Source organism: Rubripirellula obstinata, from assembly GCF_001642955.1.
Taxonomy (GTDB): Bacteria; Planctomycetota; Planctomycetia; order Pirellulales; family Pirellulaceae; genus Rubripirellula; species Rubripirellula obstinata.
Genome location: NZ_LWSK01000110.1, coordinates 1 through 18,591 on the forward strand (window position 1 = coordinate 1; position 18,591 = coordinate 18,591).

The following is an 18,591-nucleotide window of genomic DNA, read 5'->3' on the forward strand; positions in this document are numbered from 1 at the left end:
GTTAAGGTTTTGCGAGCGTAGCGAAGCAAACCGCAACCCTGGGTTGATGACGTTAACGAATTAGTCTCCCCCGTCCCCGATTTTGACGGCTTCGCCGTCAAAATCGGGGACGGGGGAGGGGGGCTGCTGGTGCTCCGTGACCCAGGGTTGCAGCGTCAAATCGCTAAGGCGATTGACGACTTTATCCCTGGGCTATGTTGTTTAACGCCGTTGGCGTAGAGAAAGAAAGTAGCGCAAGCAAGAATAACTTTAACCCCAAAGATTTAGCGGCCCAGGCTCGGGGGCAACAGCCAGATTCGTGGTCGTGAATCGGACACCTTTGGGGTCGGGTATTATTACTCAGGCACCAGCGACGAGGTCGGGCCGCTGCTTGAAACAGCTCTGGGCACAATCGGTGACGGCCAAGGTGTCGAAGCGTTCTACAACGTTCGCGCGTCCGAGTCATTGACCATCACGCCAGACGTTCAATGGATTTCGCAAGCTCGCGAAACAGTGGACGACGCGTGGGTGCTTGGAGTGCGAGCGAACTTAGCGTTTTAGCTGTAGCGTCATCGATCTAGCAGCAGCGAATTACGCCTGACGAAGTTCGCCATCTTGGGATGCTTGCCAGAACGTCCTTGATTTTAGATCCACCGCGGTCAGCCACCCGCCGCCGTAGCAATAGGTGTCGATGCAAAGCAAGTGGCCAGCATCAAAGACTTCGCCGTCGCGGTTGGCAGTGTGTCCGACAACCGCAGTCTTGCCGCTGATGTGTCGAGTCGGAACGCCTTGGGTCAACTGATGCCAACGCAGCATTTCGGTGGTTTGCTGTTCCATCGGAACGTCCGCGTCGTAGGCGGCGTGAACAAAGAAATAGTCATCGGCGACGAAAAAATCGCCCATCGAACCAAAAAACTCTTGGTGCTCAGTGGGCAAAAAATCTAGGCCTCCGTCAAATCCGTAGCTCTCCAGCGTATCAACGCCGCCAAAGCGAAGCCAATTGTGATGCGATTGGTTGCCTTGAACCACTTCCATCATCATTTCTTCGTGGTTGCCCATCAACGCGACCAACTGGGTTCGCTTGCCCAACGCGATCAATTCGTCGATCACGCCACTCGAATCTGGGCCGCGGTCTACGTAGTCGCCCAGGGTGACAATGATGTCCGTCGGGGCAGGGTCAATCGCATCGATCAGAGCCCGTAAAGCAACGCTACATCCATGAATATCACCAATTGCGATCAACCTATCCGACAACTTTTTTTCCTCAGGTGCGGGTGAACTAGCTTGGCATCATGCGGGATCACAATGCAAAATAAAGGGTACACAGCTTTCTTTTCCGCGTTTTAGAGGTAGAAAGCAAGACAACATTGAAAGTTTGGTCTGGGTGGACGAAACTGTCTATACGGCCCAAATCTTCCCTTTATCCGAGTCCCCCATGACTGCTCGAGTTCCACGAAATGCGAACAGCGATTCGATAAAGTCGGCAGATCCCTCTGCGGATCCGCGCGGCGAGGTCGATCAGTGGTCTCTGGAGGAGCTTGAAGAGGACGGTTTTTTCGAGAACAGCGAGAATGTGGCCCTGATCGGCAGCACGCTGGTTCACCTGATTATCATCCTGTTTTTGGCGATGGTGCCGCTAGCAATCGAGGGTGACGAAGACGCCGTCGTCATTGTGTCGAAACCGCCAGTCTACGAACAAGAAAAAATCGAGTTCATCGACGAAATCGTCTACAGCGACGCGCCGCAGGTGGAAATCGGTGCCAGCAGCTTGGCGGACGCCGACATGGCCGAAGCCTCAGCCGAAATGTTTGCCGAGGTTTCCGAGATTCCGATGCCGGTGGAGTTGGAACCGGCCGACCTTGGCGAAATGATGGTCAACAAGATGTTTGACCAAGCCGTCGCCCCGCTGGACCGGTTAACCGAACAAAAAGGGAAAGTTGGTCAAGGAACCGAAGGCGCGGTCGGTGCCGTCGATCGAATCACGTTTGAGATTTTGAAGGAGATGGAACGACAACCGACGTTGGTGGTTTGGATGTTCGACCAGAGTGGGTCGCTGTACCAGCAACGGCGAGACATTCGCGGCCGCTTTGACCGCATCTACACCGAACTGGGAATTGCCAAGGACAGCGGTGCGAAGGGTTTTAAAAATGACAAGTCCGAAAAACCCTTGCTGACGTCGATCATTGGATTTGGATCACAAGTCAAACTGTATACCGAGGAACCGATTGCCGACTTGGGCGAGATCAAACGAATCGTGGAGGAGATGGAAGTTGATTCGACGGGTCAGGAAAAAGTTTTTACCGCGATCACTTCCGCGGTCGATCAATACAAATCGCTTTGCCGTAGCCGTGGCAGTCGCGGGCCTCAGCGCAAGGTCATGTTTGTGGTCGTCACCGATGAAAAAGGCGACGATGAAAACTTGTTGGAAACGTCGATCAAGTCCTGTCGCAAATGGGGCATTCCCGTTTACGTCATCGGCGTTCCCGCTCCGTTTGGCCGACAACACACGTTGGTCAAGTACGTCGATCCGGACCCAAAGTTCGACCAAACGCCACAGTTCGCTCAAGTCGATCAAGGCCCCGAAACGTTTCTGCCTGAGCGAGTGTTTGTTGGTTTCACTGCCAACTTTCAACAAGAACCAAAACTGGACAGTGGATTTGGCCCGTTTGCATTGACGCGGCTTTGTTATGAAACCGGCGGCATCTATTTCACGGTCCATCCCAATCGCAATACAAGTCGTAAAGTACGACGCGGCGAGTTGGACGCGTTCGCATCAGACTTGGAATACTTCTTTGATCCTGTTGCGATGGCTGCCTATCGCCCCGACTACATTTCCTCGGAAGACTACATCAAACAAGTCAAAAGCAGCCCGCTGCGACAGTCATTGGTGATGGCAGCGCAGCAGAGCCCAGCAGTAGGACTTGCCCGGCCTCGCACGCGTTTTGTTCGACGTGACGAAGCGGCACTGGTTGGCGATTTGACTCGCGCCCAACAAGATGCCGCCAAGTTGGAACCGCGATTGGCACGGATGGCACAAATCCTAAGCCCCGGTTTAGAACTACGCGAAACAGAAACAAGTTTGCGTTGGAAGGCTGGTTATGATTTAGCGATGGGACGCGTGTTGGCACAAAAAGTTCGCACCGGTTCGTACAACGCCATGCTTGCCCAAGCAAAACGCGGGATGCCATTCAAAAATAAGAAGAACAATACTTGGGTGCTGCAGCCTAGCGATGAAATCAGCGTCGGCAGCAGAACACAAAGCGAAGCAAAGTTGGCTACGAAACTCCTTCAATCGGTCGTCGCTGATCATCCGGGAACCCCCTGGGCACTACTGGCCAGCCAGGAATTAGAAGTCCCGATCGGATGGACGTGGAAAGAGGAATTTACCGATGTAACTCCACGCAGAAGCAGTCCAGGGAATAACAACAACAATAACAACGCCCCCAAAGACGACATGGCCCGGAAGCTGAAGAAAGCACCAAAGCGAGCAGTACCAAAGCTCTAAGAAACCAGCGGTTGTTTATAGTCGCCTTTCGCTCCGCGAAAGTGTGAGCTGACGCACTTTCGCGGAGCGAAAAGCGACACTTGCCTTTCGCTCGCCCCTAAGCTTTCGAGCTTCCACGGGCGACCAGCGATCGCCTGATCGCATCGGCTGCCAGAAACAGCATCCACGGCGCAAACTCAATCCAGGTGACGACCAAGTCGTAGAAAACGACGCCTCGATAGCGGGTTCCCCAAACTGGAACATCGCCGTAATGGTATTCAAACCAGAATCTCAGATAGTACAACAAAACTAAACCGCTGACCGCAAACCATGCACGGCCGCGTGCAAACGGCAACAGCGGCAGAGCCCATGTCCAGTACCAAGGATTCTGAGTCGGCGCAAGCAACCAGAACCAGGCCAACGTCAAAAACGCCGCTTCACAAATCCGCTCGACATCGCGTGACCGGCTCGCTCGCAACGCCAACCAGATTGCGACAACAAAAAAGATGCCAAGCGTGATCAATCGCGATGCCAAGAACGATGCTTCAAACGCGTCAATGTTGAAAGCCCCTGTCACTGGATCATTAGTCACTTGGTTATTAGTCACTTGATCATTAGTCACTTGGTTATGGATCACTGCACGGACTGATGAAGGCACCACAGAAAACCACGCCACGTTCTGCGGATCCACTGCATCGACCGGCTTCAAGTTTTCGATCAGAATCAAGAACAGGAAATCATTCATTTCCCATTGCTTCAAAAACGTTGCCACACCCTCGCTTGGATCTGCTTTGGCAACATCTGATTCAGGGTTTGATTCCGGCAACATCGGCCACAGCAAGCATGCGGTGATCAGGCACGTCGTCAGCGTGGGCACGATGGTGTAACGCCAACCCAGTTTGGCGACAACGCAGCCCAACAACAGCGGTGCCAACACAATTGGATACAGCTTCGCACCGATCGCCAATGCAAACACGAATCCAATGACCAACAGCGAACGATTGATCGCAAAACAATCGCCTTGGTTCCTGATGCCAGTCACTAGCCGAACCGTCAAATAAACCGTCAGCGTCGTTAGGAATACCGCAATCGCATCCAAGTGACCGCTACCCGCGACCTCCTTCATCAGCAGCGGGCACCAAGCGTACCCAATGCACCAAGTCGCGGGTTTGTTTAACTGACGCAGCAACGCGATCAAGGTAAACATCGTTGCAATGTCGAACCCGATCAGCCAGGCCTTGATGATAAAAACACGCGACATCAACGATGACTGTGATGGCGTCGTGACATCCACCAACGCAAACACTGCTTGGCTGGTGACGGGGTAAATGGTCGGCAGTTCAGAAAAGTGAACACGGTTAAGAGCTTCGCTAATGCCCGGCTCGCGTTGGACAAGCCGAACTAGCCGTTGCACCGATTCGGTCGTGATCGATCGGGTTGGAAACTCAATACCATCAGAATCTTTCGCGAGATCCGCGACTGGAGATTTTTTTGCTGCGTTTCGAATGCTTTGTGGGCTATGAGCGAACGGACTGACACCTTCACCCGTGACAGCACCGTCCCATAAGTAGCGATACAGATCCACTTCTTGAATCGGATACGAAAACAGCATCACTAAACGAAAGACAATCGCTGCGCCCACAATCCATTTCAACAAACCATCATTCGCTTGGCTGCGAACGACCGCAATGGTTGCGGTGAGGTAGACTAAAAAAGCGACTGCAAACAGACTGATCACAACAAGAATCGGTCGTCTCGCACCTTCGCTGTCGTACCCGAACTGCCAACTCAACCAAGCGATGATGGTGTAGAGAAACACCGAGACCGTCGCGGCGATGGAAATACGTTTCAGCTCCATCGTTTTGCTAGTTCAGTTTGAATGAGAATTGGGAACGTCATCACAACATCGGTCCATCGATCAACAACTCGATCAACAACTCGATCAACAACTCAGCTATCGTATGCCAAGCAGAGAATCTGGCTGAGGAACTGTCCCGAAATCACTTCCCGGTTTTCCCGTAGCTGGGCCCGCCAGGGTTCAGTCCATCAGAAGTTGTACTCGACTGAACCCTGGCGGGCCCAGCTACGAAAGATTTCGCCAAATACGGAACTTGTTTCGGGACAGTCCCTAATGCGTTCGGGTTGGGATTTCGTTGAATCAAATCTCGTCAAGTACTTCCGTGACCCTTCCTTTGTAAATCACATTCCCCTCGGGCGAGTCGTGCGTTCGGACAACCGGAGAGGGCTTGCCAGGCAGGCAACCGCCCACCCATGCCGATACCGCGCCCGGACCTTCCGCTGCGCGGTGAAGGTGAATAATGTCGTTTATCGAGATGCATCATTCTTGTTCGGCGTTGTCGCCAGAATTAATCAGCTCTCGTTTCTCGATCGCTTTCTCGATCTTGGCGATGATTGCTGGTTCATAGAAGTAATACGGATGCTTGGTCTTTGCGGTCTCGATAGACTTTTCTGCCTGTTCCCACTGACCATTAGCTGCCTGGGCGTAGGCGAGTGAGGCCCAGACGAGGCGAAACCGTTTGCCCCTGTATGGAACCGTGGCAAGCTTCGCTTGTTCGAGCGATTTTGCCACGTCGCGTCCTGCGCCGTCGGGGGCGGTCGCCAATGAGTAGGCATAGTTTGCTCGGATAAGTGATTGCCTAAAAGGCGATCTTTGTGAGTCGCGAACAGCGATTTCATATTGCTTTAGCCCACGCTCGGACTGACCCGTTGAACAGAGCAGGTTCGCCAGGTAATCGCGAGCGTCAACACGAAGAGGCGAAAGCTTCAACACCGTCTGGTAGTCGTTGATGGCAGCTTCAAAATCACCCGCGGACAAATGAAGAAAGGCGCGGTCGTTGAAGTGTTGATGATGATCGGGATGACGTTTGATCATCTCGTCATAGTACCCAATGGATGCCTTGAGGTATTCGTCACTGGATTGAAAGTCCGAACGAATCGGAATTGGATCATCGGTCAGCTTTCGCACGCGTAAGTGTTTTACTCGGACCGTTCCAGAATCGTGAAAACCTTTGCACACGCCAATTCCAATTTCTGATGCCGTCATCTCCAGGTCCGGATCCTCGGTGACTAGCGTACGAATTCCGTTGGTAAGAAACTCGACGCGCGACGGCCCCCAAAGCCGCAGATGAAGTCGTCGTTGAACTTCGTATTGAGGTTCCTTATACCCATTGAACGAACCCTGTCCCCGCCAGCCAGCAAGTTTTCGATCCCGGTCAACCCAATAGGAACGAGTGGATCGCCGATCGTTCGACTGGTCCACCAGCAAGGCGAGTCGGAAGTAGTAGGAAACCACTTTGACGGGTTCGAATTCGAGACGAATCTCAATCGGGCCGGGGAAATTCGCCATTGAATAAAGCGACAGCTTGTCGCTGCCTCTTGCGACGCCCTCAATTTCGTCGGGGCTGATCACGGTCCAGTCACCCGTGCCGCCGGACCATTGCCCAAAATCAGAATCAAATTTCAGGTGGACCCATTTGCCTTCTAAGAAATCGATCTCGTTCTGTGAAATCTCCACCCATGACTGTAGATAAAAACGCGAGTCATCGTTCTGGCATTTTGACAAGAGATTCTGGTACGCAGCCAACATCTTCTTCTTGCGATCCAGTTCGATCCTCGGAGTCAATGTCAGCTCTCGGGCCGCCAACATTTCATCACCAAATTCAAGATAAGCAGCGGCTCGCGATCGGTCGTAGCGAAACCGGATGTTAAATTGCCGAATGACATCCTCGGTCAGATTGTCTTGCAAGCGATCAATCAGTTTGATCGTGTCCTCAAAGTGGTCAGCGATCCGGGCAAACCCCAACCACTCAGTAAGATAATTCGTTTGGCTGCTTGAAAGTCCCTCGGCAATTTTTTGCGATGGATGGTCGGTCAGTCCTTCGAACGCTCGCGACAAGTTTTCGTAGACATCAGGTCGTTGAACAAACTCGATCGCTTCATCCGACTCGTAACCAAAATCGCGGCGAACATTATTAACGGCCTCGACGTATTGGTACGGAATCGTCGTATCGAATCGGTTCGATTCCAAACACTGCAACCCAAGTCGCAGCATTTCATCTTGGCTGCCACCCCAACGCGGCATCAGTGCCCAAAGCATGTGCGAGTACGCGGCTGAATTGTCAATCTCAATGTCGATGCTACGTTGAAACCAATACCACTCGGATTCATCGGAGTATCCGTCACGCGCGACCGATAACATGGCGATCGCGGGTTCAGGGATCGCCGGATCAATTCGCAGCGCTTTGCGAAAATGCTTAGCCGAGATTGGACGATACTCATGGAACTTCTCCCAACCCTCCTTGGTGACCTTCGATGCATATCCACTGCCTCGATAGTGCCAAGCCAAATCCCGATTCAGTGTCGCATTTAGCATTTCCGAAATCCATGGATCGGTGTCTTCCCTGGTTTGATAAGCCTGGGTCAACGACTGCAAATCAAAGACGCTGCTGTCGCAATTCTGGAGCCCCCAAAGTATCCACAAGTAAAGAAGCCGCCGGGCCCTTGGTTTGGTCACAATCGGTGATAGCGTTTCGACGTAGCTGAGAAACGACGGCGATGCGAGAACAAATTTTTTGCGGGTCGCCTCAAGTTTACCGGGGACTTTCAACAAGTCTTCCGCCTGAGCCAAGGCGTTCCAGGCAAGCCAATGCAGGGCTTTCGGGTAAGTCGATTTTGGGAAGCCATCGCGTGCGATTTTTCCAAACTTGTTCGCGCCCGCTGGTTTCTTGGCCTTGGAAGCAGCCATGCTGACGATGCTCATCAACATTGGATCCCTGCTGCCTTTTCGAAAACACTGGCGACCGATCCTGAGGATTTCTTGGGTAAATTTCAAGTCCGCCGATGTGTCTCGGTTGGTTGCTGACCACTGGTATTCGGCATACTTATTGAACACAGTGACGGCCATGGGACGCACCACCGCCGGATCCTTGCTTTCTTGCTTGTACAAATCAAGGAGATGCTTGACGAAGCTTGCATTCGCTTGGTGGTGAGCATCGACCGATGGAGCCGTTTCGGAAAACGTAATCTCCTTTGTAAGCTCGGCGTGAAGCGCCCGTAGAACCGCGACTGGGGATTCACCTTCCATTTCGTCTCGTTCGGCCGTCACATCTTTTTCGCGCTTAGGCAACTGCTCATTCGGCTGCATCTGTTGCGGCAAGTCGGATTGACCATAAACAATCGGAGTTGGCGCGAGTACGATGACCGCCACGGGTGCCATGAACGACAAGAAAGCAGCGAAGGTTTTGATTTGAAAAATCATTGACTCACTTCTAGAAAGGCGATTAAAACGGCGACATCGGCAGTGCGTTTGATTCTAACCTAAAGCCCCCAAGACATTTTAATGATGGCACGTTTTTCCACACTTCTTGGTGATGTGGCGGCCTCCGGCCTGTTGCGCGCGGGAATCCCGGGGCCAAAGCCGCAGAAGATTTGCGGCGGCATCAATAGGCTTGCAGCCTGTGGTTCCTTAATCACGGGCTAGTAGTCCATGTCAGCTCAATCTTCGGTTAGGAGGTAGCGGAAGTCGCGTAGACTTTCGGCGTCCCCCTCGTAGCCGAAACTCTTGTCGAGTTCCGCTACCCGAAAATTGAGGTGACGCGGAATACTAGAAGGCTAAGCCACTATCAGATCCCGCCGCTAGTTATCGCCGACGTTTCTTATCGCCGACCACCCCAGGGAGACGACCTTCCGGTTGACCGAGGTCCACCCCACGGTCCGCGGCCTCCACCGTAACCGGCGGAGCGTCTGCGGCCGGCGCGTCGGGCGTGATCCCGCATCGCACCACCGGCGGCGTGGGCCATCGCGTTGACTAAGACTTGCGTCATCGGGTGCGTGGCGACAGCAGTAATTTTCTCCATCGCGGTTGGTCCCCAACGCTGATTCGATCGAATGCGTTCCCAAAGCAATTCAGCATCGCCAACGTTGCGGGCACGATTGAGTTCTTCGATGATGTCCAAGGTTCCGACAAATTGAGAGCGCCCGGAATCAAATCCAGCGGCACGAAAACGTTGCACCAATCGCCCAAGGTCTTCCAGGAAAACCTGTTGCTGGCTGACATCTTTTTGGCGGCGTCGGTTGGCATCGTCCAGGGATTCAATTTCTGCATCGACATCGATCAAGTCAGCGACAATTTGGTCGTCTGAAATTTCAGCGGTCAATCGAGCCTGCCGTTCCAGGTCTCGTTGATCGACTCGGCTAAGCATGTCACGGAACATCCCAATGGCTTCCTTGTAATGCGTCCCGCGCGGGTCTTCGATCTCGGTCAGTTCGATTTGTTTTTGGTTGCACTGGTCCAGCAACGTATCGATCTTGCCGAGAACTTCGTTGCGTTGGCCAATCAAAGCGTTGACCTGTTCAATCCGATCAGGCAAACCTAATTGCTCAGCCACGACGTCGCGGCGGCGTTCCAACTCTGTCATCACCAAATCGAGTGCTTCGCGATCTTCGGCGATGATTTGCCGCATTCGCTGCGGCGTTTCTTTCAGAAACTCGTAGCCCTGTTTCGCTTTATTGTAGTCCACCATCTTGGCGACCCAGCGATCCATTCGCCGCGTGAATCCGCGTTTCTTGTAGTCCGGCGTACCGAACCCTTGGTCGCGTAAGTATCGAAACAGCGTGCTCTCTTCGTAGGCTGGCAGCTTTCGGGCTGAATCCTGATCGATTTCCTGCAGGTTCGCTTCGGCGCGTTCCAGCGCCGCTTCGGCAACGGCAGCTCGGTCGGACAGTTTCGCAAAGTCATCATCGGCTTGAAGCGACGATTCGACCTGGGCAGCGACTTCGTCTTGTTGATCGGAAGCCGCATCGAGTTCGGCATCGACGCTTAGCAAGGCTTGATCTTGTTGTTCCTTTTCAGCGATCAAACTCTGCAACTGCTCCGCCACACTTTGCGCGGCGGATTCTTTGCGGCGAAGGAGTTCGTGGAACGACGGTTGAACCTCAGTCCATGTTTTGCGAACGGCATCGGGTGTCAGTTCAGGCAAGTAATGTTCGGCCAGCTTGACCAACGCGTTGCCCCGCTGATCGAACAGTTCGTCTCGCCCGTCGGCACTCGACGTTAAACGATCTCGCTGAACTTTCAGGTCCGCTTGGACTTGGTTGTAGGCATCCATCAATTGCTGATGAACTACTGGGCCGGAAATCGGCATGAACTTGTATCCTATAAACCGTCGTTAAATTTAGCTGTTTAAAAGTGGTTTCCATCGTCGCCTTTCGATCCGCGAAAGTGTGCTGTGACGTACTTTCGCAGAGCGAAAGGCGACGATAATTTTTCGCTCGATCCTAACCCAACAAAAACCAAAACGCACCAGCGACCGTGGCGGCTGCTGCCAACCCCGCAGCCACACGTGCTCGCCATACCCACAAATGGGCCATCAACTTACCCATGCCGGCCGGAGCTGGCTGAAACGTGTGCAGCCGTTCCATGTACTGTCCAATCGCTGCGTCGATCTCTGATTCCGTCACATCGTCGCCAGACATTCGTGCCGTGCGAACAAGCTTGTCTCGCAAATTCGATCGCAAGTCGTCTCGGCGAAACATCTCCTCGGCCGATTGCCGGTTTTCACGCATTTCCCGGGCGACGTCCATCACTCGCAGCGTTTCTTGAAGCGACAGATCCTGCAACGGATGCTGGATCGTGCGAGAGGCAACTGACGGAGGGGCCTGGGCTTGAGCTTGGCTGGACATGGCGGCAACTGAACCGGTCAGGGAAGTGTCAAGGAAATGGAGTGTCGTCTCTGAATATCCTGCCCATCTTAGCCAACTCTTCACGGTGTCAAAATCGGTAGCAAAACAGGGGCAAACTCTTGGAATCAATGTTCGTGGGCCGAATACCACGACCGGGGCTTGGTACGCCCAAGCGAACCACCTTACAATCTGTAGCTGAACCTGTACCTGAACAGCACCGGAACCTCTTCCAACGAAACCCATCGGCTCGAACATGTCCAAACAAGCCCAAGCATCTGCGCCCGCTACTGAAACCCAAGCCCAGCCTTCTCGCGATACCAAGAAGATGAAAAAGTATCTCGACAGCGCCATGGATGTGCTGAAGAAGTTTGGCGTCGATAGTCAAAACACAGCACCGCAAGAATTGATCGGCCTGCTAGAAAACGTCAAGCACATCGACGAAGCCAAAGTGCTGGCGATCGCCGACGTGATCCAGCACATGAGTTCCTTCAATGCGTTGGTTCGCGAGAACGTCGAAAGCATCAAGATCGGCGACCGCTACATGAACATCACGCAAATGTTCGATTCCGTTCGCGAAGACAGCAAGCGATTGATCTCGCAATTGGACGACGGGAAAATCAGCGGCACCGAAAAGGTTTCCAACTGGTGGATGAAAATTCGCCGAGGTACCCCCAGCGACCGCTTCGAGGCCATTGTTGAAACGTACAGCGAAGTCGCCAAAGACACGAAGGAAGCATTGAAAAGCGAAGAGATGATTATGGAGGGCTACATCGATTTTCGATTCGCCCTGAAGGAAGCGGAAGTCCTATCGCGTGAATTGCTCGACACGCATGCTCCAATTCTGCAAGCCGCAAAGAACGCCTTGGCCGATTCGCAAAATGCGTTGGACAATTACACCGGCACCGACGAAGGCGGCAAGAGTCAACTCGAACTGACTCGCGATGAGGCTCGTCACAACTTTGAAAAGGAAGACGAAAACTATCAGCTCTTAAAAGACATCGCCGAGAACCTGGAAATCGGTTACGACGTCGGCGAAACGTTGATCACCAAGCTGAAACAAACGCACGACGTGAAAGAACGCGTGTTCCGTCGCGCGGTCACGTTCTTCACCACCAACGAACACGTCTTCACGATCCTTGGCACGGTCTACACCAGCCAACATGGTTTGCACGAAGTCACGCAGGCCACCGAGGCGATGAAGGAAGGCGTCAATAAAGGTTTGGAAGACATCGCCGATCTCGGCCGCGAACTTGAACGTGCGGCATTGAAGGCTGGCTACGGCAGCACGATTAGTCCCGAATCGGTCCAGAAGTTGGTCGATTCCATTAGCGGCTTCCAAATCGAATCGCTAGAAATGATCGCCGAACTGCGTAAGGAATCGGACGCGAGCACGAAGGCGATCCGCAAAAGCGTGGAAGAGGGCAAGAAGAAGTACCAAGAAACGCTTGCCAAGCACGCCCGCGGCGAATCGCTCAGCTAATGTTTAACCGCGTGGCCATCGCCCCGAGCGTCCACGCGGGACGGAACACGTCGAACATAGCGCGCGGGGCGATGCCACGCGGTTTAAGTTTTTTATGTAGGCCGGAACAAGCTTAGCGCAGTTCCGGCAATTGCATTGTACCGCTTTGGATTGCCGGAACTGCGCTAAGCTTGTTCCGGCCTACACGGGCTGCAGAGGCCGCTGGCCGTAAGTCCTCGGGCAAATTGAGAGTAGGCCCGGCCGCTCACGCGCCCGTGGCTCACTAAATCTAAACGCCGACCTTACCGGCGGGCGACCGCTTCGCCGCGTGATTGTGGCGATGAGAAATGTTGAAGCGATGCTTCCAGCTCGTCAAGCGACTCGCTCATCCAGTCGCCAAACTGGGCGGTTTCTTGGGCGGACAACGTTGCCGTCATCTCGAACCAATGATCGCCACAGGGGCGATTTTTGACGGGAGTTTGATTTTCGCTTGAAGTCGTCATCGGAGTTCTCTCCGTTAAAGGCAATCCGTTGCGTGGTTTGTACTCAATTTCACTCGGAAACGGGATCCGAGTTTTTTTGAGCGAGTGGTCCCGCTGCATTAGCGAGACCGATGATCACTGCCTCAGGTTCACTCGCCAATATGGCTCGTTCACTTGCTTCCATCCCGAGCAATCTGCGTGCCGAATAACCAAAACCAACCATAGCAAGCCCTAAGTCAAGTATCCTAAAAGACTTAGCACCCCGTCGGCGATTCTGCCCCAACCTTCTATGTTGCCCAAATGACATCAGTAGTGTCGTCATTTGCCAACGCGACAGGCATTTCGGGGACTTTCGACAACATTCTTTTTCTTCGGTTTCACCTGCCCGGTAAGTTGAGCAGGAGTCCCTTTATCGCAACTGTATGCCACAAAAGCACTGTCAGAGCAAGAAAATTGGTTGTAACGAAATTGGTAGCAAAATTAATTCTGCGAAAGCTACCAAGATCGATGATGATTCGGCGAATCCCTAGTTGTGAATCCAAATTCGGCCCTGGTGGCCAGAACGTTTCCAAAATGGGGAAATCAAATGTTGAAGAAAATGATACTCGCTGGCAGTGCCGTTGCCCTCCTTTCGGGCGTAACCATGGGCGTGCCGCTTTACAGCTACGCTCGCTGCGGAACCAGTTGGCTCAAAGACACCGCCGACAACGCGATGCCGCTGGAATGGGAACTCAAACGTGCCCGCCAAATGATCGCTGACCTGAAACCCGAAGTCGCCAAAAACGCTCGGCGGATCGCGACCGAGAAAGTCGAATTAGCTCGATTGCAAGATCGACTCGACCTGACCAACACGCAATTGGCCAAGTCCGAATCGGACATCCAGCGGTTGCGAGACGACTTGGAAGGCCAGAAAGATTACTACACCTACGCCGGTCGCACTTACACATCAGTGCAAGTCAAATCGGACCTGGGTAATCGGTTCAAGCGATTCAAGACGCGGCAAGCCACCGCTGAAAAGCTGAACCAAATGATGACCGCCCGCCAGCAATCGCTTCAAGCCGCTCATGGGCAAATGGACGCGATGCTAAACGCTCGCCGTCAATTGGAAGTCGAAGTCGAGAACTTGCAAGCTCGTTTGGGGTCACTTCGTGTGGCACAAACCAGCAGCGACCTTAACTTGGACGACAGCCAGCTCGCTCGCACACGTGACTTGCTGGACAAGATCGGAACCGGGATCGACATGGCCGAAGAAACCATGATCGTTGACGGCGAATACTTTGGCGAGATCGATTTGGATCAAGCTGACAACGAAGATCTGCTGGACGAGATTTCAGCCTACTTTGATTCTTCGCCACGGAACGATCGCGATAGCGAAGCACTGGTTTCGATTCAACTGAATTGATTGATTTAGACTGGTTCTTTCCAGACCGTTTGCAGCATTGGAATTCACACGATGACTCTGTCACCCACACCGTCCCAGCCGACCGATGGCGATTGCCGTTGGATGCTGTGGGTGGATGGGTGCGGAGGATTTCTTGTGGTGACAAACAATGATGTTCGCATCGGCCGTGAAGTATCGGCTGCCAAAGTGGACGTGAGTTTGATTGCCGATGTTCCGCGATTGGCCGGCACCATTGTTCGAGACGAAGCTGACTATTACTGGCAAAGTTCGGTCGAGCGAAAATGGATTGAACCGGGACGCGGAATCGACGGATTGGGTTCAGCCAAGTTGCGGCTAAGCAAACCATCGGCACTGTGCAATTCAGCCGTGCTGACGTTGGATCCACCGCATCGTTTCGGCGGACACATCGACGCGGTTTTGCTGGTTGATCAAACATGGCTGATCGGGCCGTCCGACGACTGCCACATTCGATGCCGATCACTATCTTCGCCGCTGGTGGTTAGCCGCAGCAGCAAAAAAGATGTTCAAACGTGGTGGATCAAGCATGGCTTTGGCGGAGCCCCCAAAGAGTTACCCATCGGTCGCCAAATTACCGTCGGCGATCCGGCTTCCACGGAAATCACCATGATGCTGGAATCCATCGGTCCATCCCGATCCAGTGAAGATTCACTCAAAAGCGGAAAGCACGATCGATGAAAATGCCGCTAAAATCGAAATTCGCTGCATTTACCAAAGATACAGCGCCTAAAAAACGACAGCTTTGGGGCCCACCTAACATGCTTGTCGATAAACTAAATGACAGCGAATTAGAACAACCTTACTCAGGCCAATCCTCGCGGCCAGATGATCACGGCGGTTTCCAAACGGATCTGCCGGACGATCTACTCAGCGAGACTCAAGCCTTTCCGACTGCGGCGTCCCACGTGAATCACTTTACCTACCCATCCGGATCCAAACCGTTGCCGCGGTACACGATTCGTCGTGGAATCGGTATGGGCGGTTTTGGTGAAGTCTATTTCGCCGTTTCCGATGCCGGAAAAGAGGTCGCGCTCAAACGCATTCAACGCAACTTGGACGTTGAACTCCGTGGCGTGTCACATTGTTTGAATTTGAAGCATCCCAATTTAGTTTCGCTTCACGACATCTGCCAAACGGATGCTGACGGCAATGATATCGAGAATGTAGTTGGCACTAGCGATGGTGCGTCGCAGTGGTGGGTCGTGATGGAATACATCGCCGGACCCAACTTGCGTGAAGTCTTGGATGATTCGCCAAACGGATTGCCTGAAACCGAAGTCCGCCGCTGGTTTAGCGGAATGGCGGCAGGGATCGGCCATTTGCACGATGCTGGATTGGTTCACCGCGACGTGAAACCCGGCAACGTTTTTGACGACCTGGGAATCGTAAAAGTCGGTGACTACGGACTGAGCAAATTTATCTCGTCGAGTCATCGTGGTGGCCACACCGAAAGCGTTGGCACATTCCACTACATGGCACCGGAGATCGGGCAAGGACAGTATGGTCGCGAGATCGACATCTACGCTCTCGGCATCGTCCTGCATGAACTCTTGACCGGACGAGTGCCTTTCGATGGTGAGAGCTGTCACGAAATTATCGTCAAGCATCTGACAGCGGTCCCAGATTTGTCAGGCGTCGCGTCGCCCTATCGCGAAACCATTGCCAAGTGTCTGGAAAAAGATCCACAGCGCCGATTTGCCAACGTAGGCGAGTTGATGCGATCGCTGAATTTTGATCCTACCGCGGAAACTGAATCACGAGCTTTTGTCGCCAAGGTTAGCCAAGCAGGAAGTCCCGCTGGTATTCCCGCTGGCATTCCTGCTGGCGAAGTTCCTGCTGGCGAAGTTCCTGCAATGGATCACGGTGATTCGGAAGTTCTCAATGCAACCTTGGTGCCAGAAAATTCGCTGAACGAAAGTGTTGCCGAAGAACCGCTTGCCCGCGCGATTCGCAACAGCATCGGCGACTTGGGATCATGGTGGCGGACGTTGGATCGGTCGCCCGGTTTGAAGGCGTTGCTATTCACCGCCGCGATTTTGATCTTGATCGTCAACACCAGTTGGTTGTTCCCGCTGCTGACTTTGGTTGGATTCGTTTATGTGCCGTACTACATCGTTCGACAGATGGTCCTGCACGTCAGCCAACAACCCAGCTACGCGCAGGCTCAGCGAATCGCGGGCACGCAAACGTCAATGCAACACGGGGCGGCAGCGCAACATGGCTTTCCGGTTCAGAAGCTGAATCGGAAACAGTGGCAACACAACATGCGAAGCGGATTACGAGCGAAGCATTCGGTGCATCGTTTGGCTGAACTCAACACATCGTGGGTCGCGGCGACGTTTTCGGTTGTTGTCCTGGGTTTGATCGCAGGCGTGGTGGGTTTGCGTTCGGGACCGTTAGATGCCCTGGCAATCGCTCCCTATGGATTGGTTGCGGCGATGGTGTTGTTCGCATCGGTCAGCTTGCTTGGGTTGGGCAAGCTTTGGGAACGCGAGGAAGGCGAAGGCTTGACGCGGCGTTTGGTTTTGGCTGGCGTTGGTGCTGGTGTGGGCGCGATCACGTTCGCGATGAGCGATTTTTTGATGTTGCCTTTAAGCGAAGGAATGATCCGCGACGTGGACGTCTCGACGCTTCCCCAAACACTTTATTACGACAGCACGGGTGCCCCCACGGTGACCGCCCTGATGGCTCACTTTGCGTTGCTGTTCGCATCGCTGCGTTGGTGGAAAACGGTTGACCCGCTGCGTCGAACGCGGCTAAGCCTCTGGTCGGTTGCCGTCGCCGTGGTTGCCGAATGGGCCGTCCATCAACTGCTGCCCATTCCACAACCGGCCGGAATGATGATCGCCGGTGGAACCGCAATCGTGGTTCAAATGTCTGCTCTATGGATCAGTCCAAGCAGAACCAACGACATTCAAACCAGCGGCAATCCCGCCGGAGAAATTCCCGCCGGAGCAATCCCCGCTGGCATTCCCGTCAATACATCAAAGAATCCCCAACCCATGGATCCGCAAAGCTTTCAACGAGGTGCTGTATGAACAAACTGATTCAAGCGAGCGGTGCATGTTTGATGCTGGTGCTTCCGACGCCAATGGTGGGTGCCAAAGAGAGTTCCAAGGAAACGGCGGACGTAAAATCGACGACGGCGGAATTATCCGTGCCGCCTTTGGATCACATCGCCTATCCAATGTCGCGTCCAGATTGGTGTGACGCGGAACCCGACTTCACGCAGCCCGACCACAAGATCGTCGTCACGGCCGGTCCCTGTGATTCCGCCGACCAATGCGACGAACAACTCAAATGGATGCAGCGCGCCGCGGTGGTGACCTACGCAAACGGCATCGTGGATTCACCTAGCGAGTTCGATTTGTCTAGTTTGTCAGACCAAGACATCGACGACAAAGTCATTTCGCGTCGCTACGAAGGACCGGTCACTGTTGGCGGGGAAACAAAGTACGAAAAGGTCGTTCAATTAGCGTTTACCCCGAAAATTCGAGACCAGATTCACGAAGCCGCTCGGGGAATCGAAGTTCGTCGCCGTTTGGGATTCCTAGCATTTGCAGGAGTAGTAGGCACCACATTGTTAGTCTGCAGCAGCGGTTTGCTGGGAATCGCAAGTCGCCGAGTATCCCGGCGAACGGCAGCGATTCCTTGATCACGTTGGTTTGCAGATTCACCGTGAACGTGTTGTCGATGGATGACTACGAAGTTGTCCCGAAACAACTTCCCGATTCCCCAACCCGAAAGCGTAAGCGAGGAATCTTGATTGACGCGAAAATCCCTCGCTTAGGAACGAGCGGGGAATAAGTGTCGCCTTTCGCTGGGGATTTCGCAGGGGACGTCGTATTAATTACTGCCGGATTGGTGTCGTCACTCATCCCAAGGGAAGTCGAACAAATCAATGCAAATTGTCTTTGATCGATCCGCGATCATAACGCTGGTGAATAGTCCTGGGAGGGACGGAAGCTCTCTGCCGGGGATGTGAATCCCCGGATGGCAGCGTTATCTCTCATTTTTTCTCTGTCACCAATTCTCTGGCTCGGTTTCGCGGCGTAGCCGCGAAACC

Annotated in this window: 13 protein-coding genes; 7 read left to right on the forward strand and 6 right to left on the reverse strand. The window is 53.4% G+C overall.

Going from position 1 to position 18,591, the window contains the following annotated elements:
- Nucleotides 1–294 precede the first annotated feature (294 nt).
- Nucleotides 295–540 (forward strand): carbohydrate porin, encoded by a 246-nt coding sequence (locus RC85_RS26425; RefSeq protein WP_084422879.1) that lies wholly within the window; start codon nucleotides 295–297, stop codon nucleotides 538–540.
- Between the two features lie 30 nt (nucleotides 541–570).
- On the opposite strand, the gene RC85_RS20225 is transcribed toward RC85_RS26425, so the two are convergent.
- On the reverse strand, nucleotides 571–1,233 hold the full coding sequence (locus RC85_RS20225) for a metallophosphoesterase family protein (protein WP_068266159.1): 663 nt from the start codon (nucleotides 1,231–1,233) through the stop codon (nucleotides 571–573).
- A 181-nt stretch (nucleotides 1,234–1,414) separates the two neighbouring features.
- Between RC85_RS20225 and RC85_RS20230 the strand changes: the two genes are divergently transcribed.
- Nucleotides 1,415–3,484 carry a vWA domain-containing protein gene (locus RC85_RS20230; protein WP_068266161.1) on the forward strand — a complete coding sequence of 690 codons (2,070 nt, stop codon included), beginning with the start codon at nucleotides 1,415–1,417 and terminating at the stop codon, nucleotides 3,482–3,484.
- A 97-nt stretch (nucleotides 3,485–3,581) separates the two neighbouring features.
- Here RC85_RS20230 and RC85_RS20235 read toward each other — a convergent pair whose 3' ends face one another.
- The 4 genes from RC85_RS20235 to RC85_RS20250 form a co-directional block, all read right to left on the reverse strand.
- Complete coding sequence (locus RC85_RS20235; protein ID WP_068266162.1) at nucleotides 3,582–5,321, reverse strand: hypothetical protein; 1,740 nt, start codon at nucleotides 5,319–5,321, stop codon at nucleotides 3,582–3,584.
- 480 nt (nucleotides 5,322–5,801) lie between these two features.
- Nucleotides 5,802–8,741 carry a tetratricopeptide repeat protein gene (locus tag RC85_RS20240; RefSeq protein ID WP_068266163.1) on the reverse strand — a complete coding sequence of 980 codons (2,940 nt, stop codon included), beginning with the start codon at nucleotides 8,739–8,741 and terminating at the stop codon, nucleotides 5,802–5,804.
- A 397-nt stretch (nucleotides 8,742–9,138) separates the two neighbouring features.
- Nucleotides 9,139–10,626, reverse strand: a complete 1,488-nt coding sequence (locus tag RC85_RS20245) for a hypothetical protein (protein ID WP_068266164.1) — start codon at nucleotides 10,624–10,626, stop codon at nucleotides 9,139–9,141.
- Between the two features lie 133 nt (nucleotides 10,627–10,759).
- Nucleotides 10,760–11,248, reverse strand: a complete 489-nt coding sequence (locus tag RC85_RS20250; RefSeq protein ID WP_238383187.1) for a DUF6384 family protein — start codon at nucleotides 11,246–11,248, stop codon at nucleotides 10,760–10,762.
- A gap of 169 nt (nucleotides 11,249–11,417) precedes the next feature.
- Between RC85_RS20250 and RC85_RS20255 the strand changes: the two genes are divergently transcribed.
- Nucleotides 11,418–12,644, forward strand: coding sequence for a cell surface protein (locus tag RC85_RS20255; protein WP_068266166.1), 1,227 nt, complete (start codon nucleotides 11,418–11,420; stop codon nucleotides 12,642–12,644).
- A 281-nt stretch (nucleotides 12,645–12,925) separates the two neighbouring features.
- Here RC85_RS20255 and RC85_RS20260 read toward each other — a convergent pair whose 3' ends face one another.
- Nucleotides 12,926–13,126 carry a hypothetical protein gene (locus RC85_RS20260; protein WP_149752932.1) on the reverse strand — a complete coding sequence of 67 codons (201 nt, stop codon included), beginning with the start codon at nucleotides 13,124–13,126 and terminating at the stop codon, nucleotides 12,926–12,928.
- Nucleotides 13,127–13,691: 565 nt separating this feature from the next.
- On the opposite strand from RC85_RS20260, the gene RC85_RS20265 reads away from it, so the two are divergent.
- The 4 genes from RC85_RS20265 to RC85_RS20280 all read left to right on the forward strand — a co-directional run bounded on the left by RC85_RS20265 (nucleotide 13,692) and on the right by RC85_RS20280 (nucleotide 18,180).
- Nucleotides 13,692–14,507, forward strand: a complete 816-nt coding sequence (locus RC85_RS20265; protein WP_068266175.1) for a coiled-coil domain-containing protein — start codon at nucleotides 13,692–13,694, stop codon at nucleotides 14,505–14,507.
- 51 nt (nucleotides 14,508–14,558) lie between these two features.
- Nucleotides 14,559–15,203: a hypothetical protein gene (locus tag RC85_RS20270; RefSeq protein ID WP_068266169.1), complete on the forward strand. Its 645-nt coding sequence runs from the start codon at nucleotides 14,559–14,561 to the stop codon at nucleotides 15,201–15,203.
- 80 nt (nucleotides 15,204–15,283) lie between these two features.
- Nucleotides 15,284–17,563 carry a serine/threonine-protein kinase gene (locus tag RC85_RS20275; RefSeq protein ID WP_160148193.1) on the forward strand — a complete coding sequence of 760 codons (2,280 nt, stop codon included), beginning with the start codon at nucleotides 15,284–15,286 and terminating at the stop codon, nucleotides 17,561–17,563.
- Entirely contained in the window at nucleotides 17,560–18,180 is a 621-nt protein-coding gene (locus RC85_RS20280) for a hypothetical protein (RefSeq protein ID WP_068266173.1), read from the forward strand. Before RC85_RS20275 ends, RC85_RS20280 begins: the two co-directional genes overlap by 4 nt.
- Nucleotides 18,181–18,591 lie beyond the last annotated feature (411 nt).

Coding starts and splice junctions, on each gene's coding strand:
- RC85_RS20230 (WP_068266161.1), top strand. CDS start 1,415: ATGACTGCTCGAGTTCCACGAAATGCGAACAGCGATTCGATAAAGTCG.
- RC85_RS20235 (WP_068266162.1), bottom strand. CDS start 5,321: ATGGAGCTGAAACGTATTTCCATCGCCGCGACGGTCTCGGTGTTTCTC.
- RC85_RS20240 (WP_068266163.1), bottom strand. CDS start 8,741: ATGATTTTTCAAATCAAAACCTTCGCTGCTTTCTTGTCGTTCATGGCA.
- RC85_RS20245 (WP_068266164.1), bottom strand. CDS start 10,626: ATGCCGATTTCCGGCCCAGTAGTTCATCAGCAATTGATGGATGCCTAC.
- RC85_RS20255 (WP_068266166.1), top strand. CDS start 11,418: ATGTCCAAACAAGCCCAAGCATCTGCGCCCGCTACTGAAACCCAAGCC.
- RC85_RS20260 (WP_149752932.1), bottom strand. CDS start 13,126: ATGACGACTTCAAGCGAAAATCAAACTCCCGTCAAAAATCGCCCCTGT.
- RC85_RS20265 (WP_068266175.1), top strand. CDS start 13,692: ATGTTGAAGAAAATGATACTCGCTGGCAGTGCCGTTGCCCTCCTTTCG.
- RC85_RS20270 (WP_068266169.1), top strand. CDS start 14,559: ATGACTCTGTCACCCACACCGTCCCAGCCGACCGATGGCGATTGCCGT.
- RC85_RS20275 (WP_160148193.1), top strand. CDS start 15,284: ATGCTTGTCGATAAACTAAATGACAGCGAATTAGAACAACCTTACTCA.
- RC85_RS20280 (WP_068266173.1), top strand. CDS start 17,560: ATGAACAAACTGATTCAAGCGAGCGGTGCATGTTTGATGCTGGTGCTT.